The sequence below is a fragment of the Lysobacter rhizosphaerae genome (assembly GCF_054779795.1).
Map to the genome: position 1 here is coordinate 59,942 of NZ_BAAGXO010000010.1, position 24,478 is coordinate 84,419.

The window sequence follows — 24,478 nt, forward strand, 5'->3', positions numbered from 1 at the left end:
CCGTTCAACCCAATTCGATCGTGAGCGCCGCGGCGGCATCACGTGCGCGCTGGCGCGCCTGTTCGACATCATCCGCCAATGCCAGCGTAACCGCGACACGGCGGTGACCTTCCACGCGCGGCTTGCCGAACAGGCGCAACTGCGTGTCGGCCTGCGCCAGGGCGGCATCCACGCCGGCGAACACCGGCACGCCATGCCCCTGCGCCAGCACCGCGCACGAGGCCGACGCACCCTGCGGCCGGATAACCGGGATGGGCAGCCCCAGGATCGCCCGCGCATGCAGCGCGAACTCGCTCAGGTCCTGCGACACCAGGGTCACCAGGCCGGTGTCATGCGGACGCGGCGACACCTCGCTGAACCACACTTCGTCGCCCTGCACGAACAACTCCACGCCGAACACGCCCCAGCCGCCGAGGTCATCGGTGATCGACTTCGCGATCTGCTGCGCGCGCTCCAGCGCCCGTGCCGACATCGGCTGCGGCTGCCAGCTCTCGCGGTAGTCGCCGTCGCGCTGCAGGTGGCCGATCGGCTCGCAGAAGCTGGTGCCGTCGCGGTGGCGCACGGTCAACAGAGTGATCTCGTAGTCGAAATGGATGAAGCCCTCGACGATGACGCGACCCGCACCGGCGCGGCCTCCGGTCTGCGCGTAATCCCAGGCGGCGTCGATGTCGGCGTCGGTGCGCACCAGCGATTGGCCCTTGCCCGAGGACGACATGACCGGCTTCACCACGCACGGCAGGCCGATGGCCCGGACCGCCTCACGGTAGTCCGCGAGCGTGTCGACGAAGCGGTAGGGCGACGTCGGCAGGCCCAGCGTTTCCGCCGCCAGCCGGCGGATGCCCTCGCGGTCCATGGTCAACCGGGCCGCGCGCGCGGTCGGGATCACGCGCGTGCCCGTGCCGTGTTCGGCGAATTCCCGTTCCAGTTCCACCAGGGTCTGCGTATGGATCGCCTCGATCTCCGGCACGATCAGGTGGGGCCGCTCCTGCGCGATCAATGCGCGGATGGCGGCGCCGTCGAGCATGTCGAGTACGTGGCTGCGGTGCGCGACCTGCATCGCCGGTGCGTTGGCGTAGCGGTCGGCGGCGATGACTTCCACGCCGAAGCGCTGCAGTTCGATCGCCACTTCCTTGCCGAGTTCGCCCGATCCGAGCAGGAGCACGCGAAAGGCGTGCGGGGACAGCGGCGTACCAAGCTGTGTCATGGCGGTCGAAGGCGCGGCAAGTGGGGCGGGTAGTTTACCGGCACCGGTTGCCGTGGCCGGATCGCGGGACGCGTGCGATGCTTCAGCCATGTCGCGTATCGGCCTGTCCCTGCTGCTCGCCTTCGTCCTGCTCGCTGCAGCGGGCTGCTCGCGCGATGCGGGCAAGGCGGACGAAGCGCGCGGCGGGTCGCTCTCCGGCGTGCTGCTGGATTCGCAACTGGCCGAGATCAGCGGCCTCGCCGCATCGCGGCGCCATCGCAACGTGCTGTGGCTGCACGACGATGGCGGCAATCCGGCACGCCTGTTCGCGGTCAACACCGATGGCGATCGCCTCGCCACATTGCGCATCGAAGGCATCACCAAGACCGATTGGGAAGACATGGCGGCCTTCCGCCTCGAGGGCCGCGACTACCTGCTGCTCGCCGACACGGGCGACAACGGCGGCCTGCGCCGCACGTTGCAGCTGCATGTGATCGAAGAGCCGGCCCGGCTGGAAAATGCGCGGCTCAAGCCCGCGTGGTCGATAGCCTTCCGCTGGCCCGACGGTGCGCGCGACTGCGAGGCCGTCGCTGTCGACGAACGCGCCCGCCAGATCCTGCTGATCTCGAAGAAGCGACAACCGCCCGAGGTCTTCGTCCTGCCGTTGCGACCGCAAAGCGGCGTGCAGACGGCGCAATTGATCGGCACGCTCGCGGGGGTGCCGCAGCCCAGCGCCGTCGAACTGCGCAGCAATCCGAAGCAGGCACGGACCATGAACCAGGTCACCGCCGCCGACATCTCGCCCGACGACCGCACCCTCGCCGTGATGACCTACCGCGACCTGCTGCTGTATCCGCGCCGGGATGGCCAGTCGTGGGCGCAGGCCGTCTCCGCAGGACCCAAGGTCAGCGCGCTGCCGTGGCTGCCGCAGGCCGAGGCCATGGGCTGGTCGGCCAATGGCAAGGCGATCTACGTCACCGGCGAATTCATTCCCGCGCCGCTGTACCGGCTGAAGCCGTAGCGGCTCCGGCGCCCCCCTGGGCCCGCACCGCCCGTCGGATCCCCGTTGACTTGATATCAAAGTGATATCACAGTTTTGCGGAAAAGGAGATCCGACCATGAAAGAGAACCCGCTTCGCTCATTACCCGGCATTCCCACCCTGCTGGGCATCCTCGCCACCGAAGTGCTGGCGGTGTACCTGTTCCTGCACGGCGCCTTGAACGTTGGCGACGCCAACGTCGTCACGGCCGCTTCCCCGGCGATGGCGATTGCGGGTGTCGTGATCGGGCTGCTCGCCGTGTTCTGCCTGTTCGGCCTGTACATGGTCGAGCCCAACCAGGCCGCCGTGCTCAGCCTGTTCGGCAAGTACGTCGGCACGGTCAAGGACAACGGCCTGCGCTGGAACAACCCCTTCTATACCAAGAAGAAGATCAGCCAGCGCGTGCGCAACTTCGAGAGCGGCAAGCTCAAGGTCAACGAACTCGACGGTTCGCCGATCGAGATCGCGGCGGTGATCGTATGGCAGGTGATCGACTCCGCCGAAGCCGTCTACAACGTCGACGACTACGAGAGCTTCGTCCACATCCAGTCCGAGTCGGCGCTGCGCACGATGGCCACCAGCTATCCCTACGACCAGCACGAGGACGGCCAGATCGCGTTGCGCAGCCATGCCACCGAGATCTCGCAGCACCTCGAACAGGAACTGTCCGACCGCCTGGCCGATGCCGGCGTGCAGGTGCTCAACGCCCGCATCAGCCACCTCGCCTACGCGCCGGAAATCGCCCAGGCGATGCTGCAGCGCCAGCAGGCCAACGCGATCATCGCCGCGCGCACGCGCATCGTCGCCGGCGCCGTGGGGATGGTGGAGATGGCACTGGCCGAACTGCAGAAGAACGGCGTCGTGCAACTCGACGAAGAGCGCAAGGCGCAGATGGTCAGTAACCTGCTGGTGGTGCTGTGCGGCGAGCGCGCCACCCAGCCGATCGTCAACGCCGGCACCTTGTACTGAGGAACCATGGCCATGAACCCGATCTTTCCGTGCGCCACCATCGCGGTGATCATCCTCATCGCTGTGGCCGCCAGCCGCCGCCGCGGGAAATAAGCCCCGATGGCGGAGAAAAAGGCCTATCCGCTGCGCATCAACGCCGAGGTCCTGGCGGCGGCGCAGCGTTGGGCCGATGACGAACTGCGCAGCCTCAACGCGCAGATCGAATACGTGCTGCGCGACGCGTTGCGCAAGGCGGGGCGGCTGAAACCCGCCGCCCAGGAGTCCACCGAAGAGCCACCGGAGGAATAGCCATGAAACCGTTCACCTCCCTCGCCTGCCTGCTGCTCGGGCTGGTCTCCATCCTTCAACTTGCCCGCGTGCTGCTGGGCTGGGAGATCGTGGTCAATGGCATGAGCATCCCGCTCTGGGCCAGCGGCGTCGCCTGCGTCGTCGCCGGCACCCTGGCACTGATGACCTGGCGCGAAGCGCGGCGCTGACTGCATAGCATCCGACCGCCAAACGTGGATCTGTGATGCGTGTCATCGAGCAACGCGACGGCAATTCCCAGAACTGAATCTGGCGTCAGCATCGATGCGCCTGCTACCGCCACAATCGGCCCGGGGAAATCACCGGAACTTCGCGATGGCCGACCAACGTGCCACCAGCCACAGCTATGCCGTGATCGCACCGCCGTCGGCGGCAAAAATGATTGCCTTGGCAATTGCCGCCACGGCGGGCGCCACGGGATTGTCCGTCGCGCTCGCGTAGAACAACGCAGGCAGCCCGTTCTCGCCCGCCCTGTGGGTGGCCACCTGCGGCGCCGCCCTCGCGGTGGCGGTGCTATCCCTGCTGCAATGGCGACGATCGGTGGCTCTCGAGGCCGGCGTACTAGTGATCAAGGCCGGTCTCAACACGCGTCGCGTGCCCGCGTCGTCGATCGAACTGGAACGCGCGCGCATCATCGACCTGGAAGAACGCGCCGAACTCCAGCCCGGTCGCAAGACGCTCGGCGCCTCCCTGCCCGGCTATCAGACCGGATGGTTCCGCACGCGTCAGTGGGGCAAGGGCTTCTACCTGCTGACCGCGCGCCAACGCGTGCTCTGGTTGCCGGAACGCGATGGGCCGCATCTGCTGCTGTCGTTGCAGCAACCGCAGACCCTGCTGGCGGCCCTCAACGCGATGGCGCCACGACGTGACCCGGGCTAACCTGCGCCCATGCGGCGCTCCTCCCGACTGCTGATCAACACGCCGGACATCGAAATCTGGCCGGGCGGGCTGTTGAGCGCGCGCAGCAATCACGATGCGAGGGCGCTGTCGCGGGCGCGACACGTGCTGCGTCGCAAACGCGACGGTCTCTATCTCGCCGCCGACCTGCCCGAAGGCCTGCTCGCGATGGTGCCACGGTTGCGGCACGAACCAGGCATCGAAATCGCGCTGGGCGCACTCGACCACTTGACCGAACACCGCCGCGTCGGCATCGACGCCATCGGCGAACTGCCGCTCGACTTCCTGCAGGAACGCCTGCACGCGCTCGGGCTGGACGACAGTTACGGCGAACGCACCCACCTGCCGCTCGTGGCCGAACCCGCGGCACTTGCCCTCGCTGGCTTCGACCGCTATCGCCGCCCCTTATGGCTCGTTTCTCCCGCTGCGCGCGCCTGGCACTCGATGCAGGCCGCCGCGATGCACGAGGGCGTGGTGCTGGAAGCGATCTCGGGTTATCGCAGCCACGACTACCAGCTGGGCATCTTCGAGCGGAAACGGGCGCGCGGACTCAGCGTCGAGGAGATCCTCACCGTCAACGCGGCGCCGGGCTACAGCGAACACCATTCCGGGCGCGCGCTCGACATCGGCACGTTGGACGAAGCGCCTGCGGAAGAAAGCTTCGAACGCACGCCGGCGTTTGCGTGGCTGCGCGACAACGCGTCCGGATACGGCTTCGTGATGAGCTATCCGCGCGACAACCCGCACGGGATCGTCTACGAACCGTGGCACTGGCGGTTCGAGGGGCATTGACCCGCAGCAACGCGCGAAGCCCGGTGGTGCCTATTCCTTGTCGAAGCTCAGGCGCACGCCCTGGACGGTGCTGCTGGTGAGGGTGAGGTCGAATTTCGCGCCGCCCCTGCCCTGCTTCACCAGGACGTCTTCGCCGTCATCCACTTCCGCCTTGTAGCGCTGGCCCAGTTGGCCGCGGATGGCATCGCGGATGGTTTTCGCCACCTGGTTTTCGCCGGTGCCGTCGGCCACCTCCACCGTCACGGACTCTGCAGGCCCGTCAACGGGCGCGATCTGCAGGACGATGGTGCCTGCGCTCTCCGCGCCGCCGCTGACCTGAATCCGCCATTTGTTGGATGGACTGGCCACCGCACCCGTCATCGCTAGCAGCGCGCCCAACGCCACTGCTGCGGCCCATTTCCGGTTCCGCTTATCCATGACCACCTCCGGGACACAGCCCGCCGTGATGCCGGCCAGCGTAGCGCAGGGCACGTCAGCGACAGGTCATTCCTGCGAGCGCCTGGTCGGCTCTTTCGCCTTCACCCCGGCGTCGGCAATGCGCCACAGGTACAGGCTGGCGTAGGTGCGGTAGGGCCCCCAGCATTCGCCTCGTTCCAGCAGTTCCTTCGGCTTGAGCATCTCGTCGAGCTTGTCCACCACCTGCGCGCCCTTGCGCACGCCGAGGTCATCCACGGGCAGCACGTCGGGGCGGCCGAGCCGGAACATCAGCATCATCTCGACCGTCCAGCGGCCGATGCCGCGGATATGCGTGAGCGCATCGATGATGGCGTCGTTGTCCATCGTGCTCATGCGGCGCAGGTCGGGGATTTCGCCCCGCGCTTCGCGGGCGGCGAGATCGCGCAGGGCCAGGGCCTTGTTGCCGGACACGCCGCAGGCGCGCAGGCCAACGTCATCGATCCTGGCCAGCGTGTCGCAATGGAAGCGCTTGCTGTCGATCGCGATTTCGACGCGGCCCACGATCGTCGCCGCGGCCTTGCCGCTGAGCTGCTGGTACAGGATCGCCCGCGCCAGCGCGTCGACCGGATCAAAGGATTTGCGCCACCGCGCGTCGGGCTCGATCGGGCCCAACTTTTTCATCCAGGTGCCAAGCTTCCGATCCCGCTTCGCCAGGTGCGCGAAGGCGGCCCCGGTGTCGAATCCGCGGCTGTGCCGGGGCATCGTCAGCGCCTCAGGGCCGCGACTGCGTACAGCAGCCAGGACAGGATCAGCACGCTGCCGCCCAGGGGTGCCAGGCGTACGGGCAGCTCGAGCACGTGGTGCAGCACCAGGCTGCCGGAAAACAGCAGAGTGCCAAGCAGCAGGCCGCACAGCGCTAGGAAATGGAGTTGGGTCGGCGTGCGCGGCGCCAATGCCACGAGGGCGATGCCATGACCGAAGGCCAGGATCGACGCGACGTATAGCGATGCCTGCGCGTCGCCCTGCGCAGCGTGGGCGGCATAGGCCGACAAGGCGACGGCCGCGGCGGCGAGCACGGCGCCGGTAGCGGTCAACAGGCGCAGGCGTGCTGCCAGTTCGTTGGGGGTATGCATGCCCGCACGATAAGTCGGCACGCCGGACCTTTGTAGTGCCGGGGCCTGAAAAGCAGAACGCCGCGCAATGCGCGGCGTTCTGGCGGAACCGATCGGGTGTGTTGCTTACTTCACCGACCAGACCACGTCGTACTCGCCTTCCTGGCCCGGGGCGAAGCCGGCGTCGATGCCGGCCTTCCAGGACTCGTAGGCGCGATCGGTCGGCTCATAACCGCGGGTCATCGTCCAGGCGCGCAGCGCATCACGCACGTTCTGCAGGTTCGACATGTGGCCCTTGAACGGAACCATGGCGATCTTGCTCGGCGGGTTGTAGAGCAGCTCGACGTTGTTGGCCAGGTTCAGGCCTTCCAGCTTGGCGCTCGCATCCGTACCGGCCTTGCGGACCGGCTGGGCGACGTCGAACGAGTAGATCTGGCTGCCGTATTCGTTGGTGATGATGCGCACCGGGCCGGCGGCCTCAAGGCCGTTGGCGGCCATGTTCTTCTTGATCCACTCGATGTTGGTCTTCATCTGGGTCTGGATCGTGATCTGGTTCAGCGGAACCGCGGCATTGAGCACCAGCAGGTTCTCGGCCGGGCGATCGACAAGGCGCGGCGCCATCGTCGGATCGTCCTTGCCCAGGACGGTGTAGTCGAGGTTCGGGATCGTGGCCAGCATGTTGCTCAGGCTGCTCAGGCCGAGCTTCATCTTCTCGCCGACGTTGCTGGTGACATACAGGCCCGAGTAGCGGCCGAGCAGGTTCATGCCGTAGTCGACGTCGTAGCTCTGGGTGATCTGGATGTTGCGGCCGGCCTTGCCCGTCTTGGAGAAGGTGAATTCCGAACGCTTGTTATGGCCGCGGTCGACGTCTTCGATCGCGTATTCGACCACCTGGCCCGGCACGCTCTTGGTGATGGCCCAGTTGCCCTGGCCCAGGGCCTTTTCTTCGGAATCCCAGCTGACCTTGGCGCCCACGCCCGTTTCCGGGCCCGACAGGTTGATCTTGATCTTGGGATCGCCGGCGACAGCGGGGTTCCAGTCCTTGAAGCGGCGCACGCTGTTCAAGGTGTCGAACACGATGGTCATCTTGCGGTTGGTCTCAACCGAGTTTTCCAGATGACGGCTCGACGGCAGGATGAAGCCGACGACAGTAAACAGCACGGCGACGATCGCCAGGGAAATCAGGATCTCGAGCAGACGGGTCATTCAGGTTCTCCAGGGCCCGGTCTCGGCAATCGGCCGGGGCGCAAGTCGACAATCGTACCGCAGCCGGTGCCCGCAAGGCAGCAGGGAAGCGGGTGATGGGGCGGGTCCCGGGGCCGGAAACCGCCCGGACCGCCACGAAACGCAAAGGCGGTCAAGGTTGCGGCACGGTCCCATCGGCGGGCAACGAGCGTGGGGCGCGCCGGGGCCGCCCCTGCCGCCAGTGCCCGGCGCGCTGCGCCGGGCCGGCATCCTGTGGTCAGACCAGTTGCAGCTCGAACGCCTTGAGTACGGCCCGGGTGCGATCACGCACGCCGAGCTTGGACAGGGTGAGCGGCCGCTGCTTGCGAGCCAACTGGCTCGCGCGGCCGCGAACGCCCGGCGCGCTGCGCCGGGCCGGGCATCCTGTCGGTCACACCAGTTGCAGCTCGAACGCCTTGAGTACGGCCCGGGTGCGATCACGTACGCCGAGCTTGGACAGGATGTTCGACACATGGTTCTTGATCGTGCCCTCGGCCACGCCCAGGGAATTGGCGATCTCCTTGTTGGAGAAACCACCCGCCATCAGGCGCAGGATCTCGGTTTCACGCTCCGTCAACGGGTCGGGACGATCCAGGCTGACGAAGTCGTTACGCATATGTTCCAGGCCGGAGAGCAGGCGCTGGGTCATCGCCGGCTGCACCAGCGAACCACCGTCGGCCACGGTCTGGATGGCACCGACCAGCTGTTCCAGCGACACGTCCTTGAGCAGGTAGCCCTTGGCGCCCGCCTTCAGGCCGGCCAGCACCAGCTGGTCGTCGTCGAAGGTGGTGAGGATGATCGTCGGAGGCAACGAATTCGTGCGTGCCAGCGCCTGCAGGGCCTCGAGGCCCGACATCACCGGCATGCGCATGTCCATCAGCACCACGTCGGGCTGGACCTGCGGAATCACGTCCACTGCCTGCTTGCCGTCGCTGGCTTCGGCAACCACCTCGATGCCTTCTGCCAGGGCCAGCAACGAACGCACGCCCTGGCGCACCAGGGTCTGGTCGTCCACCAGCAGCACACGGATGCTCTTTTCACTCATGCAATCGCTCCTTCGCTTGCGGCCAGGGTGGCCGATGCCGGCAGCGTCAGCCGCAGGCGGAATCCCGCTTCGGGATGGGGTCGGGGTTGGGTTTCGATGCTCAGGTCGCCGCCATGCTGGACCAGGCGCTCGCGCATGCCGCGCAGCCCATTGCCAGCCACCAATGCATCCGCGCCGCGCCCGTCGTCGCGTGCGTCCACCACGATGTTGCCACCCTCGCGGCGCGCATGGATCCAGAGGTTGTGCGCGTGGGCGTGCCGAACCGTATTGGTGATGATTTCCTGGGTGCAGCGCAGCAGCACGTGGGCGCGCTCGGGATCGTCCAGGGTAAGCGGAGTTTCGATATCCATGTGGATGTCGATGGCGGGAACGTTCTCAGACAACGGCGTGAGCGCGGCGGCGAGGTCGATCGCCCCGCCCTCGCGCAGCTGGCTGACGGCTTCGCGCACGTCGGTCAGCAGCAACTTCGCCAGCGTGTGGGCCTGCTGGACGTGCTCGCGCGCCCGGCCTTCCGGCGCGAGGTGGCTGGCGACTTCGAGGTTCAGGCTCAGTGCGGTGAGGTGGTGGCCGAGCAGGTCATGCAGCTCGCGGGAGATGCGGGTGCGCTCGTTGACGCGCACGCTTTCGCCCAGCAGGGCGCGGGTGGCGCGCAGTTCGGCATTCAGGCGGCGCTGTTCCTCGCGGGCTTCGGCCTGCTGGCGGGCGACGAGCGCGGTCACGAAGACGAAGCTGGAGAACCCCAGGTACAGCAGCGATTGCAGGACCCCGATCATGGGCGGGAAATCCAGCGCGTTGACGAACACGGGCACGGTGGCGAGGTTGCTGGCGATCAGCCAGGCCATGCCAACCGGCAACCGCAGCAGCCAGGGCAGCAGCCCCGCCAGCACCATCAGCAGGATGCTGCCCAGGCCGGAGCCGGAGAAATAACTCACCCCGATCGCGCAGGCGGTTAGCACCAGCAACAGGGCGTGGTCGGCGAAGCCCGGGCGGCGCTGGCCCAGCGACCGCGTGATCCACCAGTAGACGACGCCGAAGACCAGGTAGACCGCCAGCCAGCGCATGATGCGCAGGCTCAGCACCTCGCCCGGCTCGGGCGGCACGAAGGTCGGGTCCAGCCAGACGTTCAGCAACCACAGGCCCACCGCCCCCCAGGTGAAGAGACCGGCGTAGCGCAGCAGGCGCGAATGGTTGAGTCGGGAAAGCATGAACCCATGCTAACCACTACCTCCTGTAGCGGAGCCGTCCGAAAGTCATGCACGGGCGCCGGGAGCGACACCCACGCCAGCACGACCCGGCACGAACTTCGTCGGGGGGCCCCCGCTCGCCGTGCCTGCCGGCATGCGATAATCGCCCGGCCGACGGCACCAGGGCCGCTGCCGGCCAGAACCATGGAGTTACGACGAAATGTCGATCGTTGTCCGCGACGTGCGTGAGCACGAGCTGGATTCCGTCCTCGCTCTCAACAACGCCGCCGGACCCGCGATCTTGCCGCTGGACGCGACGCGACTGCGCCACTTCTTCGATCACGCCGAGTACTTCCGCGTTGCCGAACGTGACGGGACGCTGGCGGGTTTCCTGATCGGGATGGGTTCGGGTACGCAGCACGACAGCAGCAATTTCCGCTGGTTCCGCGAGCGCTACCCGGAGTTCTTCTACATCGACCGCATCGTGGTGGCGAGCCGCCGCCGCGGTGGCGGTGTCGGCCGCGCGTTCTACGCCGACGCGCAAAGCTATGCCGAGCTCCGCTACCCGCACATGGCCTGCGAAGTATTCCTCGATGGCACCAACGACCCGGTGCTGTTGTTCCATGGCAGCTTCGGCTTCCGCGAGGTCGGCCAGCACGTGATGGATGAAACCGGCGTGCGCGCGGCGATGCTGATGAAGCCGCTGTGCAGCTACGCCTGGGTGCACGACACCTACGGCGACCAGCTTCCCGATGTGGCATGGCTGAGCCAGCCGCGTGCCCTGAACGGCCACGTCCCGCCGCGCGCAACCGGAACCCGTCCATGACGTCGTCGCCCATGACAACGTCCGCGACGCCGCTGTCCATGGTGGGCACGTGAGCGTGGCGGTCGACTACGAGCTGGCCGGCGATCTCAAGATCGGCCAGGTAGGCATCGCCAATCTCCGCATCCGCAGCCTCGACGTTCCGCGCCTCATCGAGGAAATGCGCGGGCGCGTGCAGCGCGCGCCCAAGCTGTTCGCGCGTGCGGCGGTGGTGATCGATTTCGGCGGCCTGACGCAGGCTCCCGACGTCGACACCGCGCGCCGGCTGATCGACGGTCTGCGCGATGCCGGCGTGCTGCCGGTCGCGCTCGCCTACGGCACCAGCGAGATCGAGCGCCTGTCCGAGCAGCTCGACCTGCCGCTCCTGGCCAAGTTCCGTGCGTCCTACGAGCGCGATGGCGAAGCCGAAGCACCTCCGGCACCCGCTCCGCGCGCCAAGCAGGAACCCAAGGCGAAGGCGGAGCCCGCCCCGACACACCCCGTCCCCGCACAAGTCGCCCCGACTGCGCCCGGCCTCATCCAGTCGACGCCCGTGCGCTCCGGCCAACAGGTCTATGCCGCCAACCGCGACCTGAGCGTACTGACCACCATCGGCGCCGGCGCCGAGGTGATGGCCGACGGCTCCATCCACATCTATGGCCCCTTGCGCGGTCGCGCCCTCGCCGGCGCGCAGGGCTGGGAACAGGCGCGCATCTTCTGCCGCGAGTTCCACGCCGAACTCGTCGCGATCGCGGGCCGCTACAAGGTCCTGGAAGACATCCCGAAGGAATTGCGCGGCAAGGCCGTGCAGATCTGGCTGGAGGGCGAGGACCTGAAGATCGCCGCGCTTGACTGATTCACGCACGCCGGGCCTGCCCGGCGTGTTTTTGTTGTACATAGTGCTACTACAAGAACGGGGCCTCGATCCCCGGCATTACAAGAAGAACGGCGCACCCCGCCGTCGAACAGGACATGGGAGAGAAAACTTGGCAGAAATCATCGTTGTCACCTCGGGCAAGGGCGGCGTGGGGAAAACCACATCCAGCGCCAGCGTTGCCTGCGGTCTCGCCCGCCGCGGCCACAAGGTCGCCGTCATCGACTTCGACGTCGGCCTGCGCAACCTCGACCTGATCATGGGTTGCGAACGCCGCGTGGTGTACGACTTCGTCAATGTCATCAGCGGCGAAGCCGGCCTCAAGCAGGCGCTGATCAAGGACAAGCGCTTCGACAACCTCTTCGTGCTCGCCGCCTCGCAGACGCGCGACAAGGACGCGCTGACGACGGAAGGCGTGGAGAAGGTGCTGAAGGACCTGTCCGACGAGGGTTTCGACTACATCGTGTGCGACTCGCCCGCCGGCATCGAGAAGGGCGCCTTCCTCGCCATGTACTTCGCCGACCAGGCGATCGTGGTGGTGAATCCGGAGGTGTCCTCGGTCCGCGACTCCGACCGCATCCTCGGCCTGCTGGCCTCCAAGACCAAGCGCGCCGAGAACGGCGAGCGCGTCAAGGAGCACCTGCTCCTCACCCGCTACAGCCCCAAGCGCGTGGAAACCGGGGAGATGCTCAGCGTCGGCGACGTCGAGGAGATCCTCGGCCTCAAGACGATCGGCGTCATCCCCGAATCCGGCGACGTGCTCAACGCCTCGAACAAGGGCGAGCCCGTCATCCTTGAAACCGAATCCGATGCGGCCCAGGCCTACGACGATGCGGTTTCGCGACTGCTGGGCGAGGACCGCCCGATGCGCTTCACGCAGGTCGAGAAGAAGGGGTTCTTCAGCAAGATGTTCGGAGGCTGACCATGGGCCTGTTCGATTTCCTCATCACCAAGAAGCCCACCGCCTCGATCGCCAAGGACCGCCTGCGCATCATCGTCGCGCACGAGCGCAGCGGCCGCGGCAGCAGCCCCGACTACCTGCCGATGCTGCAGCGCGAACTGCTGGAAGTGATCCGCAAGTACGTCAAGGTCGAAGACGAGGCGGTAAAGGTCGACCTGATCGGCGAAGGCGACAACAAGGTGCTCGACATCTCCGTCGCACTCCCGGAAAACCCGGCCCACGCCTGACCACCACTCCCCTGCGCACGCCGCAGGGGAGCCGGCTACGTCCGCATGCTCACCCTCGCCGACATCGCCGTTTCCGACATCACCGCCCTCCTCGCCCGGTACGGCCTGCAACTGCAGCTCGTGCCTGACGGCGACGCGATTCCGGGCAGCTACTGGGGCGAGAGCGAAGCCGGCCTGATCGGCACGACCGTGCATGCGCGCGGCGACACGCCCGTGCATTCGCTGCTGCACGAGGCCGCCCACCTGATCGTGCTGCCCCCCGAGCGCCGGGCCCTGGTCCACACCGATGCCACCGATTCGGTCGAGGAAGAAGACGCCGTCTGCGTGCTGCAGGCGCTCCTCGGCGACGAGCTTGCGGGCGTAGGCCGCGACCGCGTCCTCGCCGACATGGACGAATGGGGTTACACCTTCCGCCTGGGCTCCGCCCGTGCCTACTTCGAACACGATGCCGAGGCCGCTTGGCAGTGGCTGCTCGCGCACGGGCTGATCGACGCTCCACACGGCCGCCTGGTCCCGGCCGCGGCCTGATCGGCTTTGCCGATCGCGGGGCCGCGACGGGCATCACTTGCAGCCCCCCGCCCGCCCACACTAGCCTCGCGTTTCTCGCGCCCGCCCGGGCGCCCGCAGAGGATCCACCGTGAACCATCGTCATGCCCTGCTCGCGCTCGCCATAGCCGCGGGCTTCACCTTGTCGGCCTGCAAGAAGGAACAGGCCCCCGCGGAAGCGGTGAAGGCACCGGAGGGCGAGACCGCCGACCAGTTCGTCGCGCGCGTCAACGATGAAATGCGCAAGATCTATCCCGAGCTCAATGCGGCGCAGTGGGTATCGTCGACCTACATCAACGGCGACACCGAAGCACTGACCGCGAAGGCCAACGAACGCTTCCTGACCCAGCTCAACAAGTGGATCGACGAATCGCGCAAGTTCGAGGGCCAGAAGATGTCGCCCCAGAGCGCGCGTGCGATCAAGCTGCTGAAGCTGTCGGTGGCCATGCCGCCGCCGAAGGATCCGAAGCAGCTGGAGGAACTCACCGGCATCGCCACCAGGCTGGAAGGCATGTACGGCTCGGGCGAGTACTGCAAGGGTGAAGGCAGCGCGCGCAAGTGCCGCCAGCTCGGCGACCTCGAGGACGTGCTGCGCGACCCGTCCTCCTCGTACGAGGAACAGCTCGACGCCTGGCAGGGCTGGCACACCATCGCGCAGCCGATGCGCAAGGACTACACCCGCTTCGTCGAGCTGGTGAACACCGGCGCCAAGGACATGGGTTTCGCCGACACCGGCGAACTGTGGCGCTCCGGCTACGACATGACGCCGGCGGAAATCTCCGCCGAGACCGATCGCCTGTGGCTGCAGGTCAAGCCGCTGTACGAACAGCTGCACTGCTACACCCGCACGCAGCTGGAGAAGAAGTACGGCGACAAGGGCCACGTGGCCGGCGGCATGCTGCCGGCGCACCTGACCGGCAACATGTGGCAGCAGGATTGGGGCAACCTCTGGCCGATCCTGAAGCCCTACAGCGACGAACAGGCCGGCAACCTCGACATCACGTCCGCGTTGAAGAAAGCGCGTGACACCAAGGAAGCCGAGCTGCTGCGCGACCTCGACCACGACGCCAACTACGTGGAACGCAACGACATCGCCCAGGCCGCCGACCTGTACGAGGCCAAGGCGATGGCGGAGCGCGCGCAGGACTTCTATACCTCGCTCGGCATGCCCAAGCTGCCGGAGAGCTATTGGACCAAGACGCAGTTCATCAAGCCGCGCGACCGCGACGTGGTCTGCCACGCCAGTGCGTGGGACATCAACATGGCCGGCGACGTGCGCACCAAGATGTGCATCAAGCCGAACGAGGAAGACTTCACCACCATCTACCACGAACTCGGCCACGTCTATTACTACCTCGCGTACAACGACCAGCCGCCGATGTTCCAGCAGGGCGCGCACGACGGCTTCCACGAGGCGATCGGCGACACCATCGTGCTGTCGATGACCCCGGCCTACCTGCAGTCGATCGGACTGGTCGGCGCGCAGACGCCGAGCAACGAGGCGGTGATCAATGCGCAGATGCGCATGGCGCTGGCGAAGGTGTCGTTCCTGCCGTTCGGCCTGATGATCGATCGCTGGCGCTGGGGCGTGTTCGATGGCTCGATCAAGCCGGACAACTACAACAAGGCCTGGTGGGACCTGAAGGCCAAGTACCAGGGCGTCGCCCCGGTCACCGCGCGCGGCGAAGACTTCTTCGACGCGGGCGCCAAGTACCACGTGCCGGGCAACACGCCGTACACGCGCTACTTCCTTTCGCACATCCTGCAGTTCCAGTTCTACAAGGCGCTGTGCGATGCCTCGGGCTACAAGGGTCCGCTGCACGAATGCAGCTTCTACGGCAACAAGGCCGCCGGCGCGAAGTACCAGGCGATGCTGAGCAAGGGCGCGAGCCAGCCGTGGCAGCAGACGCTGAAGGAACTCACCGGCAGCGAGAAGATGGACGCCTCCGCCGTGCTCGAATACTTCTCCCCGCTGCAGGCGTGGCTGAAGCAGCAGAACGAAGGCAAGACCTGCGGCTGGAATGCGGAAGCCGCGAGCGCGGCGTCGGCCCCGGCGGAAAAGAAAGCGGCCGGCTGACAGGCAACACCGCAAAAAGGAAGGGCCGGCAATCGCCGGCCCTTTTTTGTCTGCGCTGTTCTTGCCTGCGGAGTCCCGTCCGTGCCATCACCGCACGCTGGCGGCCGTCTGCCCGAACAGGACGCGACGTTCGGCCTCGGTGATGTTGTTGCGCCCCGCATACGCGGGCGCTACGCCCTGGTAGGCGCGCATCGTGGCCGGCCGCGCCCGGATCGTCTCGAACCAGCGCCGGAGGTTGGGGAATTCATCGAGGTCCTGGCCGTGTGGCTCATGCGGGACGATCCATGGGTAACTGGCCATGTCGGCGATCGAGTAATCGCCGGCGATGAATTCACGGTCGGCCAGGCGCTTGTCCAGCACACCGTAAAGGCGGTTGGTTTCCTTCACGTAGCGCCCGATCGCATACGGCACCTTCTCCGGTGCATGCACGACGAAGTGACCGTTCTGTCCCGCCATGGGTCCCAATCCACCGACCTGCCAGAACAGCCACTGCAGCACCTCGGCACGGCCACGGATGTCGGCCGGAAGGAAGCGGCCGCACTTCTCGGCGAGATAGAGCAGCATCGCGCCGGATTCGAACAGCGCAACCGGCGCCCCGCCTCCAGCCGGATCGTGGTCCACCAGCGCGGGGATCTTGTTGTTGGGCGAGATACGCAGATAGTCGGCCGCGAACTGCTGGCCCGCGCCGATGTCCACCGGGATGATCCGGTGCGGCAGGCCGCTCTCTTCCATGAACAGCTTGAGCTTGAGGCCGTTGGGCGTGCCCCAGTAGTACAGGTCGATCATCTGTCGCGGCTCCGGCGATAACGGGTTGCTAGATATCTATTGCGACGCGGGTTGCCTTGCGCAAGCGCATACTCGGCCCACTGTGTTGCGGAAATGCCGGCGTGCGCCACACGGTGATCCGCAGGTGCACAGGATGGGTTTTCGACCGCCGCGCGTGGGAACCAGATCCCGGTCCTTTGCGGGAACCAGTTGCGTCTGTCGAGTGCGATTTGCGGCATTGCCAGCCGATGGCAGCCCGGATGAAAAGAGCGATACTCCGCGGATGAACCGATCCGACGCCACCCACGACCTCGCACCGCAGCCGCTCGACCGCGCCCGTGCGTTGCACGCCCGCTACTACGCCGACCCCGCGATGGTCGCGATCGACCGCCAGCTCATCTTCGACCGGGGCTGGCAGCTGCTGGCGCACGTGTGCCAGCTGCAGAACGCGGGCGATCACGTGGTCAGCGATTTTGCCGGCCTGCCGGTGATCACGGTGCGCGGCGCCGATGGGCAGATCCGGGTCTTCCACAACGTCTGCCGCCACCGCGCCGGTCCACTCGCGCAGTGCGACGGCCTGGCGGCGAAATCGCTGCGCTGCCGTTACCACGGCTGGACCTACACGCTTGAAGGCACGCTGCGCTCCGCTCCGGAAATGGGTACGGCGGCCGAGTTCGATGTCGGCGACATCAAGCTGCCGCAACTGGCGGTCCGGGTGTGGCAGGGCCTGGTGTTCGCGGCCGTCGACGAGGCCCATGCCCCGGCCTTCGACACCTTCGTGAAGGACATCGACGCGCGCCTGGGACCCGACCGCCACCTCGAACGCTATGGACATCATCGCCGCGTCGGTTACGACGTGGGGTGCAACTGGAAGATCTACGTCGACAACTACCTCGAGGGCTACCACGTCCCACATGTGCATCCGGGCCTGAACAAGCTGCTCGACTACCGCAACTACATCACCGAGACGCACGACTGGTACTCGCTGCAATGGAGCCCGCTGGAAAGCAGCGACGACCTCTACGGCAGCGGCGACGCCCTGTACTACTGGATGTGGCCTAACACGATGCTCAACATCGTTCCCGGGCGCATGCAGACCAACCGCATCATTCCCAAGGGCGTGGATCGTTGCCGGGTGGAATTCGACTTCTACTACGCGATGGACGAGTCCGAGGAAGCCTCGGCGCGGCGCCTCGCCGACGTCCGCTTCAGCGATGAAGTGCAGTTCGAGGACCTGACCATCTGCGAGGACGTGCAGCGCGGACTGGCTTCCGGTTCGTATGAACCCGGACGCTTGAATCCGCTGCGCGAAAACGCCGTGCATCACTTCCACGAGCTGCTGCGCAGCACCTACCGGAACGCAGGGCTCGCCGAAGCAGCTTCCCGCTGAGCGTTCTCGCCAGCGGGACCGCCTGGTTACAGGGTTTCGCCCGGCATGGTTTCGGCTTCGCCGGTGGACGTGACCATCGGTTTGGACACGCGCCGCTCCCACGTCCAGAACCCGAATGCCAGCGACAGGAACACGGTTGCGGCGACCACCATCCACAGCACGTGTGCGCTGATCAGCGGTGACAGCACGCCCGCGATCAGGGCATTGAGCACCAGGCTGGTAAACGCCTGCAGCGACGAGGCCGAGCCACGCTGGCGCGGATACATGTCGAGGATCGCCAGCGTCACGATCGGGAACACCAGGGCGATGCCGAAGGCATTGAGCGAGATCGGGATCACGGCCCATGGCACGGTCGGCGTGTCGACCAGCAGCGTGTAGGCGAAGTTGAGCAGCATCGCGATGGCGCTGGCGATGAAACCGATCCGCACCAGCTTCTCGCCGCTGACCTTGCCCGCCGTGCGCCCGGAGACGAACGACCCCGTCACCATGCCGCCGATCATCGGCACGAAGAACCAGCCGAACTGGCCTTCGCCCAGCTTGAGGTGGTCGACGACGAACGCCGGCGCGGAGGAAATGAACAGCCACAACGCGGCGAAGTTGAACGCACTCGCCGCCGCCAACCGCTGGAAGCGCGGATTGGCGAAGATCGACACGTAGTCGCGCAGCAACGGACCGGCGCGCAAGGACAGGCGCGCCTCCTTCAAATGGGTTTCCGGCAGTCCCAGCCAGGTCACCACCAGCAACACGACCGAGAACGCGGCGAGGAACCAGAAGATCACCGGCCATGCGCTCCAGCCGAGGATCCAGCCGCCGATGATCGGCGCGATCGCGGGGGCGATGCCGAAGATCATCGACACCTGGCTCATCAGCCGTTGCGCGGCTTCGCCGTGCAGGACGTCGCGGATCACCGCGCGCCCCACGATCAGGCCGACGCCCGACGACAGGCCCTGCAGCGCACGAAACGCCAGCAGGGTCGTCAGGTCGCGCGACAGCGCGCAGCCGATCGAAGCGAAGGTGAAGACGACCAGCCCGCCGAGGATGACGCGCTTGCGCCCGATCGCATCCGACAAGGGCCCGTGCACCAGGCTCATCAGCGCATAGGCGACGAGATAGGCACTGATCGTCTGCTGGATGGCGACCTTGTCCGCATCGAGTTGCGCACCGATGGCCGGGAACGCGGGGAAGATCGTGTCGATCGAGAACGGCCCGAACATCGCCAGGCCGCCCAGGATCAGGGCGAGGCGTGGAAAGGAAAGGTTGCTGCGCGGAGTGCTGTCGGTCATCGATCGCTGGGGATTGGGCTTACGTGATAGCGGCCATGCGGCTGTTGTTTGCCTTTGTCGGCCGCCGGCGCGGCATCGTTCATGCCGTTGATTCATTCAAACCGCGGGCCGGGGCGCCCTTCAGTTCGACCAGGTTGCCTTCCGGATCGAACAGGTATTGCGAAGGTCCTTCCCCTTCGGCGCCATAGCGCGACCCGAAGTCGCCGATGCGCACGCCGTGCGCCTGCAGGTGCGCCACGATCGCTTCGACGTCGAAGGGTTCGGCGCGCAGGCACAGGTGATCCATATTCCGGCCCTCGACACCCGGTGCCGCACCGCCCATGGCGCCAAGCTTGCCCGCCACCGGCACCAGGTCGATCAGCGATCGTCCCGCGCGCAGCTGGACCAGGCCGATCGCATCCTGGCGCCGCTCCACGGTGCAACCGAGCACGTCGCAGTAGAAGGCCACCATCGCCGCTTCATCGCGGACACGCAGCACGACGTGGTCGATCTGCTGGAGCGCGAAGGGCGGTCGCGTAGTCATGAAATTCAATGGCGTGGGCGGGCCAGCATAGCAAGCACCACCGGCACGCGATCCCGTGCCGGAATGCATGTGCCCCGGGAGTGCGGGCTGACGAATTTGGTCACATCCGTGAACGACGCCCAGCCACTCGTCGAAAACCGGCGCCAGCGCCCGGACCATGTGCCACGCCCGTCACGGAACGGGTCGTCGTCGTGGTGGAAGCTCTTCACCCCTGCGGGTACCTTGCTCACGTGTCCCGAAACCTGCCCACGCAGAAGCACCGGCTCATCGCGAAACCGCGCGTCCGCGCACCGCGATGGATCGGTTGTACGTACCCGGCGTCGCCAGGTACGGGCGGGCAGGTTTACGGTCGCGCACGGCACGCCTGGAAGGTCGCCGCGGAATCGGCGACCGCCACGTGGAGCCCAGGGAGGAGCCGGCCGTGAACGACAACGAGCCGCGCCCGGCCTTGAACCCGACCGCTCGCGGCGGGCGCACGGGCATCGCCGATCCTGCCGGCATCGCCGGCGACACCAGCCACTTCAAGCGCCTCGAATCAGAGCTGCTGGAGAAGAACGCGCTGCTGGAATCGGTGCTGGAAAACGTCGATGCCTGCATCTACACCAAGGACCGCCAGCGCCGTTACACCTATGCCAACGCAAAGATGGCCGCGGTCGCGGGCCGCGCGCCGCATGAGCTGATCGGCCGCACCGACGAGGAACTGGTTTCCGCCGACATCGCCGCGGACTGGCGCGTGCTCGACGACCGCGTGTTCGCGACCGGCGAGACCCAGTCGGGCGAACAGATCTCCGCATCCGCCGATGGCGAGATCCGCCACTTCTGGGTCGTGCAGATCCCGCAGCGCGACAGCGGGGGCGAGATCGTTTCCCTGCTCGGCATCGCTACCGACTTCACCAAGTTCTACCGGTTGAAGGAAGAACTCGCGCGCCAGGCCACCACCGACGAACTCACCGGGGTGCGCAACCGCCGCAGCCTGCTGGAAACCGCGCGGCAGGAGTTCTCGCGCGCCAATCGCTACGGCCATCCGCTGTCGGTGCTGATGCTCGACATCGACCACTTCAAGCGCATCAACGACAGCCACGGACACGATGTCGGCGACAAGGTCCTGAAGGCGGTCGCCGATGCCTGCCGCCGCGAACTGCGCGACAGCGACGTGCTGGGCCGCTTGGGCGGCGAGGAATTCGGCGTGGTGTTGCCCAACACCAGTAGCGAAGGCGCGGTGACCGTCGCCGAACGCCTGCGCGCGCGCATCGACGCCATCCGGCTGGTGGGCGAGTGGGAGGATGAGATCACGCCGAAGGTGAGCGTCGGCGTGGCGTGCATGCAGGGCGCCCATCGCGTCGAAGCGGTACTGAAGCGCGCCGACCAGGCGCTGTATGCGGCGAAGGCGGCGGGACGCAACCGCGTGTATGCGGCAAGCGACCTGGTCCGCCCCGACGATCACTGCTTCCCGACGTCCACGTCCGCGTAGCGGCCGAACCCGCCCCTTCCGACGCCGCGTCGCCGCCATGGCTGCTCCCCAATGCCGGCCGCGAATCTGAACGAGGACGGCTCCGAGCCCGATTCCGCCCTCCAAATCCGCCTTCTCCGGGTCGGCACAGCAGCGCCGACGGCATGCTTCCAACCGGTATAATTCGCACTCCACGCACACGGTGGGAGAAGCGGACCAATCGGGCCCCGGCCTGATCCGCTGCCGAAGGCGCAACCGCCCGGAATCGCTCAGGCCCACGTACTTCCGTGTCGCGACAAACTCTGGAGAGACCGGCTTGCACCGCCCGCCCGGTATGGGGGCATGAGCGAGAACCGGCGCCGAAGGGGCAAGAAGCGCAGATCGGGATCTCCTCCCCCTCCCGCGCGCTTCCAAACTCTCAGGCAAAAGGACAGAGGGGCACGCTCTCACCGAGCACGCCATGCCGCAACCGCATCCGCGACCGCGGCCTCCAGACGACGCCCCTGCCATGTCCCAGACCAAGCCTGCTTCCCTGCGCGCACTCGAGCACCACGACGCGTTCCTCGAGCGCCACATCGGCCCCAACGACGCCGAGATCGCGCACATGCTGCGCATCGTCGGCCACGACTCGCTGGAAGCGCTGACCGACGCCATCGTTCCCGGTTCGATCAAGTCAGCCAATCCGCTCGCGCTGCCGGCGCCGATCACCGAAGTCGAGGCCATCGCCAAGATCCGTGCGATCGCCGACAAGAACCAGGTGTTCAAGTCCTACATCGGCCAGGGCTACTACGGCACGCACACGCCGAACGTCATCCTGCGCAACATCCTGGAGAACCCGGCGTGGTACACGGCCTACACGCCGTACCAGGCCGAGATCTCGCAGGGCCGCATGGAAGCGCTGATCAACTTCCAGACCATGTGCGCCGACCTGACGGGCATGGAGATCGCCAACGCCTCGCTGCTCGACGAAGCCACCGCCGCCGCCGAAGCGATGACGCTGGCCAAGCGTTCGTGCAAGTCGAAGTCGAACACCTTCTTCGTCTCCTCTGGCGTGCATCCGCAGTCGCTCGAGGTCATCCGCACCCGCGCCGAACCGCTGGGCATTGAAGTCGTCGTCGCCGACGACGCCGAAGCGCTGAACCTCGACGCCTTCGGCGTGCTGCTGCAGTACCCCAACACCTTCGGCCAGGTCAGCGACTACAAGGCGCTCGCCGATGCCGTGCATGCGCGCGGCGGCCTGGTCGCCGTCGCCACCGACCTGCTCGCGCTCACCCTGATCGCCGCTCCCGGCGAGTGGGGCGCGGACATCGTGGTCGGCAACACCCAGCGCTTCGGCGTCCCGTTCGGCTTCGGTGGCCCGCACGCCGCGTTCATGGCCTGCCGCGACGCCTACAAGCGCTCGATGCCGGGCCGCCTGATCGGCGTGTCGGTCGATGCCGAAGGCAAGCCGGCCTACCGCCTCACTCTGCAGACGCGCGAGCAGCACATCCGCCGTGAGAAGGCCACGTCCAACATCTGCACCGCGCAGGTGCTGCTGGCGGTGATGGCGTCGATGTACGCCGTCTACCACGGCTCGGAAGGCCTGACCCGCATCGCGCAGCGCACGCATCGCCTCGCCGCGATCCTCGCGGCCGCGCTCGGCAAGGCCGGCGTCAACGTGGGCCCGGACTTCTTCGACACCCTGCACGTCACCGGCATCGATGCCGCGGCGATCCATGCCAAGGCGAAGGCCGCGCGGATCAACCTGCGCGCCATCGACGGCGGCAGCGTCGCGATCAGCCTCGACGAGACTACGACGCGCGACGACGTCGCCAGGCTCGCCACCCTGTTCGGTGCGGATGCCTCCGATATCGACGCGCTCGACGCCGCCACCGCCGACGCGATCCCCGCCGGCCTCAGGCGCACGACCGCGTTCCTCACCCACCCGGTCTTCAACACGCACCACAGCGAGCACGAACTGCTGCGCTACATGCGCGCGCTCGCGGACAAGGACCTGGCGATGGATCGCACCATGATCCCGCTCGGCTCGTGCACGATGAAGCTCAACGCCACCGCCGAAATGATCCCGGTGACGTGGCCGGAATTCGGCAACCTGCATCCGCTCGCCCCCGCCGAGCAGGCGCTGGGCTACAAGGAACTGATCGACGGCTTGGAAGCCATGCTGGTCGAGTGCACCGGTTACGACGCCGTCAGCCTGCAGCCGAACTCCGGTGCGCAGGGCGAATACGCCGGCCTGCTCGCGATCCGCGCATACCACCGCTCGCGCGGCGACGACAAGCGCGACATCTGCCTGATCCCGGAATCCGCGCACGGCACCAATCCCGCTTCGGCGCAGATGTGCGGCATGACCGTGGTCGTCACCAAGTGCGACGCCAACGGCAACGTCGATGTCGAGGACATCCGCCGCGCCGCGGAGAAGTACAGCGACCGCCTCGCCGCGATCATGATGACCTACCCCTCCACGCACGGCGTGTTCGAGGAAGACGTGGTCGAGATCTGCGAGATCGTGCACAAGCACGGCGGCCAGGTGTACACCGACGGCGCCAACATGAACGCCCTCGTCGGCGTGGCCAAGCCCGGCAAGTGGGGCTCGGACGTCTCGCATCTCAACCTGCACAAGACCTTCTGCATTCCGCACGGCGGCGGCGGTCCCGGCGTCGGCCCGTGCGCGGTGAAGTCGCACCTCGCGCCGTTCCTGCCGCGCGCACTGGGCAGCGACGGCGTGCGCACGCAGGGCGTGGGCAAGGGCGAAGTCGGCATGGTCAGCGCAGCCAGCTTCGGTTCCGCCTCGATCCTGCCGATCAGCTGGATGTACATCACGATGATGGGCGCGCACGGCCTGCGTAAAGCCACCCAGGTGGCATTGCTCAACGCCAACTACATCGCCAAGCGCCTCGCGCCGCACTACGAGACGCTGTACACCGGCCGGAATGGTCTTGTCGCGCACGAGTGCATCCTCGACCTGCGTCCGCTCAAGGATGCCACCGGCATCAGCGCGGAAGACGTCGCCAAGCGCCTGATCGATTTCGGCTTCCACGCCCCGACCCTGAGCTTCCCGGTCGCCGGCACGCTGATGGTGGAGCCGACCGAGTCCGAATCGCAGCACGAACTCGACCGCTTCATCGACGCGATGATCCAGATCCGCGACGAGATCCGCGCCGTCGAGGAAGGCAAGCTCGACCGCGAGGACAACCCGCTGAAGAACGCGCCGCACACCGCGACCGCGGTCAGCGCCAGCGAGTGGACCCACGCCTACCCGCGCGAACTCGCGGCTTTCCCGCTGGCGACCCTCAGGCTGCAGAAGTACTGGCCGCCGGTCGCGCGCGTCGACAACGTCTACGGCGACAAGAACGTGATGTGCGCGTGCATCCCGGTGGATGCGTACAAGGACGAAGTCGAGGCGTAAGCCGCTTCAGGCTGCAGAGAAAAGGC

The 24,478-nt window shown here is 66.8% G+C and carries 26 protein-coding genes and 1 riboswitch; of the genes, 16 read left to right on the plus strand and 10 right to left on the minus strand.

From position 1 onward, the window contains the following. Positions 1 to 4: 4 nt before the first annotated feature. A complete protein-coding gene (purT, locus tag ACYVGE_RS13880; RefSeq protein WP_460730726.1) occupies positions 5 to 1,204 on the minus strand; it encodes a formate-dependent phosphoribosylglycinamide formyltransferase in 1,200 nt (399 codons plus the stop codon). 88 nt (positions 1,205 to 1,292) lie between these two features. Here purT and ACYVGE_RS13885 point away from each other — a divergent pair, with 88 nt between their 5' ends. The 7 genes from ACYVGE_RS13885 to ACYVGE_RS13915 all read left to right on the plus strand — a co-directional run bounded on the left by ACYVGE_RS13885 (position 1,293) and on the right by ACYVGE_RS13915 (position 5,187). Further along, positions 1,293 to 2,204 carry a hypothetical protein gene (locus tag ACYVGE_RS13885; RefSeq protein WP_460730727.1) on the plus strand — a complete coding sequence of 304 codons (912 nt, stop codon included), beginning with the start codon at positions 1,293 to 1,295 and terminating at the stop codon, positions 2,202 to 2,204. Positions 2,205 to 2,301: 97 nt separating this feature from the next. Beyond that, entirely contained in the window at positions 2,302 to 3,192 is an 891-nt protein-coding gene (locus ACYVGE_RS13890; RefSeq protein ID WP_460730728.1) for an SPFH domain-containing protein, read from the plus strand. A 99-nt stretch (positions 3,193 to 3,291) separates the two neighbouring features. Further along, positions 3,292 to 3,480 carry a type II toxin-antitoxin system antitoxin gene (locus tag ACYVGE_RS13895; RefSeq protein WP_460730729.1) on the plus strand — a complete coding sequence of 63 codons (189 nt, stop codon included), beginning with the start codon at positions 3,292 to 3,294 and terminating at the stop codon, positions 3,478 to 3,480. Positions 3,481 to 3,482: 2 nt separating this feature from the next. After that, complete coding sequence (locus tag ACYVGE_RS13900) at positions 3,483 to 3,668, plus strand: hypothetical protein (protein WP_460730730.1); 186 nt, start codon at positions 3,483 to 3,485, stop codon at positions 3,666 to 3,668. 145 nt (positions 3,669 to 3,813) lie between these two features. Further along, on the plus strand, positions 3,814 to 3,939 hold the full coding sequence (locus ACYVGE_RS13905; protein ID WP_460730731.1) for a hypothetical protein: 126 nt from the start codon (positions 3,814 to 3,816) through the stop codon (positions 3,937 to 3,939). 99 nt (positions 3,940 to 4,038) lie between these two features. Beyond that, on the plus strand, positions 4,039 to 4,377 hold the full coding sequence (locus ACYVGE_RS13910; protein ID WP_460730732.1) for a PH domain-containing protein: 339 nt from the start codon (positions 4,039 to 4,041) through the stop codon (positions 4,375 to 4,377). Positions 4,378 to 4,386: 9 nt separating this feature from the next. Next, positions 4,387 to 5,187, plus strand: coding sequence for a M15 family metallopeptidase (locus ACYVGE_RS13915; protein ID WP_460730733.1), 801 nt, complete (start codon positions 4,387 to 4,389; stop codon positions 5,185 to 5,187). Between the two features lie 30 nt (positions 5,188 to 5,217). On the opposite strand, the gene ACYVGE_RS13920 is transcribed toward ACYVGE_RS13915, so the two are convergent. The 6 genes from ACYVGE_RS13920 to ACYVGE_RS13945 form a co-directional block, all read right to left on the minus strand. Then, on the minus strand, positions 5,218 to 5,604 hold the full coding sequence (locus ACYVGE_RS13920; protein WP_460730734.1) for a hypothetical protein: 387 nt from the start codon (positions 5,602 to 5,604) through the stop codon (positions 5,218 to 5,220). Positions 5,605 to 5,670: 66 nt separating this feature from the next. Continuing rightward, complete coding sequence (locus tag ACYVGE_RS13925) at positions 5,671 to 6,345, minus strand: DNA-3-methyladenine glycosylase family protein (protein ID WP_460730735.1); 675 nt, start codon at positions 6,343 to 6,345, stop codon at positions 5,671 to 5,673. 2 nt (positions 6,346 to 6,347) lie between these two features. Then, positions 6,348 to 6,716 carry a DUF423 domain-containing protein gene (locus ACYVGE_RS13930; RefSeq protein ID WP_460730736.1) on the minus strand — a complete coding sequence of 123 codons (369 nt, stop codon included), beginning with the start codon at positions 6,714 to 6,716 and terminating at the stop codon, positions 6,348 to 6,350. Positions 6,717 to 6,821: 105 nt separating this feature from the next. Beyond that, positions 6,822 to 7,901, minus strand: a complete 1,080-nt coding sequence (locus ACYVGE_RS13935) for a polyketide cyclase (protein WP_457097958.1) — start codon at positions 7,899 to 7,901, stop codon at positions 6,822 to 6,824. A gap of 409 nt (positions 7,902 to 8,310) precedes the next feature. Beyond that, positions 8,311 to 8,964 (minus strand): response regulator transcription factor, encoded by a 654-nt coding sequence (locus ACYVGE_RS13940; RefSeq protein ID WP_310053609.1) that lies wholly within the window; start codon positions 8,962 to 8,964, stop codon positions 8,311 to 8,313. After that, positions 8,961 to 10,169: a sensor histidine kinase gene (locus ACYVGE_RS13945; RefSeq protein ID WP_310053610.1), complete on the minus strand. Its 1,209-nt coding sequence runs from the start codon at positions 10,167 to 10,169 to the stop codon at positions 8,961 to 8,963. The genes ACYVGE_RS13940 and ACYVGE_RS13945 overlap by 4 nt, the downstream gene beginning before the upstream one ends. Before the next feature lie 199 nt (positions 10,170 to 10,368). Between ACYVGE_RS13945 and ACYVGE_RS13950 the strand changes: the two genes are divergently transcribed. From ACYVGE_RS13950 to ACYVGE_RS13975, 6 genes are all read left to right on the plus strand, one after another. Beyond that, complete coding sequence (locus ACYVGE_RS13950) at positions 10,369 to 10,974, plus strand: GNAT family N-acetyltransferase (RefSeq protein WP_310053611.1); 606 nt, start codon at positions 10,369 to 10,371, stop codon at positions 10,972 to 10,974. A gap of 49 nt (positions 10,975 to 11,023) precedes the next feature. Next, the gene (minC, locus tag ACYVGE_RS13955) at positions 11,024 to 11,806 is read left to right on the plus strand and encodes a septum site-determining protein MinC (RefSeq protein ID WP_460730737.1); all 783 of its coding nucleotides are present in this window, start codon (positions 11,024 to 11,026) and stop codon (positions 11,804 to 11,806) included. 130 nt (positions 11,807 to 11,936) lie between these two features. After that, the gene (gene minD / locus ACYVGE_RS13960) at positions 11,937 to 12,746 is read left to right on the plus strand and encodes a septum site-determining protein MinD (RefSeq protein ID WP_310053613.1); all 810 of its coding nucleotides are present in this window, start codon (positions 11,937 to 11,939) and stop codon (positions 12,744 to 12,746) included. Between the two features lie 2 nt (positions 12,747 to 12,748). Continuing rightward, on the plus strand, positions 12,749 to 13,012 hold the full coding sequence (gene minE, locus ACYVGE_RS13965; protein ID WP_460730738.1) for a cell division topological specificity factor MinE: 264 nt from the start codon (positions 12,749 to 12,751) through the stop codon (positions 13,010 to 13,012). A gap of 45 nt (positions 13,013 to 13,057) precedes the next feature. Continuing rightward, positions 13,058 to 13,540 (plus strand): hypothetical protein, encoded by a 483-nt coding sequence (locus ACYVGE_RS13970; RefSeq protein WP_460730739.1) that lies wholly within the window; start codon positions 13,058 to 13,060, stop codon positions 13,538 to 13,540. Positions 13,541 to 13,649: 109 nt separating this feature from the next. After that, the gene (locus ACYVGE_RS13975) at positions 13,650 to 15,635 is read left to right on the plus strand and encodes a M2 family metallopeptidase (RefSeq protein ID WP_460730740.1); all 1,986 of its coding nucleotides are present in this window, start codon (positions 13,650 to 13,652) and stop codon (positions 15,633 to 15,635) included. Between the two features lie 87 nt (positions 15,636 to 15,722). Here the strand turns inward: ACYVGE_RS13975 and ACYVGE_RS13980 are convergent, their stop codons facing one another. Beyond that, positions 15,723 to 16,421, minus strand: a complete 699-nt coding sequence (locus tag ACYVGE_RS13980; RefSeq protein WP_460730741.1) for a glutathione binding-like protein — start codon at positions 16,419 to 16,421, stop codon at positions 15,723 to 15,725. A gap of 262 nt (positions 16,422 to 16,683) precedes the next feature. Between ACYVGE_RS13980 and ACYVGE_RS13985 the strand changes: the two genes are divergently transcribed. After that, positions 16,684 to 17,790 (plus strand): aromatic ring-hydroxylating oxygenase subunit alpha, encoded by a 1,107-nt coding sequence (locus ACYVGE_RS13985; protein ID WP_460730742.1) that lies wholly within the window; start codon positions 16,684 to 16,686, stop codon positions 17,788 to 17,790. Positions 17,791 to 17,816: 26 nt separating this feature from the next. Here ACYVGE_RS13985 and ACYVGE_RS13990 read toward each other — a convergent pair whose 3' ends face one another. Together ACYVGE_RS13990 and ACYVGE_RS13995 are read right to left on the minus strand one after the other, a co-directional pair. Further along, entirely contained in the window at positions 17,817 to 19,073 is a 1,257-nt protein-coding gene (locus ACYVGE_RS13990; RefSeq protein WP_460730743.1) for a multidrug effflux MFS transporter, read from the minus strand. A gap of 79 nt (positions 19,074 to 19,152) precedes the next feature. Beyond that, positions 19,153 to 19,596: a VOC family protein gene (locus ACYVGE_RS13995; RefSeq protein ID WP_460730744.1), complete on the minus strand. Its 444-nt coding sequence runs from the start codon at positions 19,594 to 19,596 to the stop codon at positions 19,153 to 19,155. A gap of 421 nt (positions 19,597 to 20,017) precedes the next feature. Here ACYVGE_RS13995 and ACYVGE_RS14000 point away from each other — a divergent pair, with 421 nt between their 5' ends. Continuing rightward, positions 20,018 to 21,067, plus strand: coding sequence for a sensor domain-containing diguanylate cyclase (locus ACYVGE_RS14000; protein ID WP_460730745.1), 1,050 nt, complete (start codon positions 20,018 to 20,020; stop codon positions 21,065 to 21,067). A gap of 271 nt (positions 21,068 to 21,338) precedes the next feature. Continuing rightward, positions 21,339 to 21,490: riboswitch (glycine riboswitch) on the plus strand. A 64-nt stretch (positions 21,491 to 21,554) separates the two neighbouring features. Then, positions 21,555 to 24,452, plus strand: a complete 2,898-nt coding sequence (gene gcvP / locus ACYVGE_RS14005; protein WP_460730746.1) for an aminomethyl-transferring glycine dehydrogenase — start codon at positions 21,555 to 21,557, stop codon at positions 24,450 to 24,452. Positions 24,453 to 24,478 lie beyond the last annotated feature (26 nt).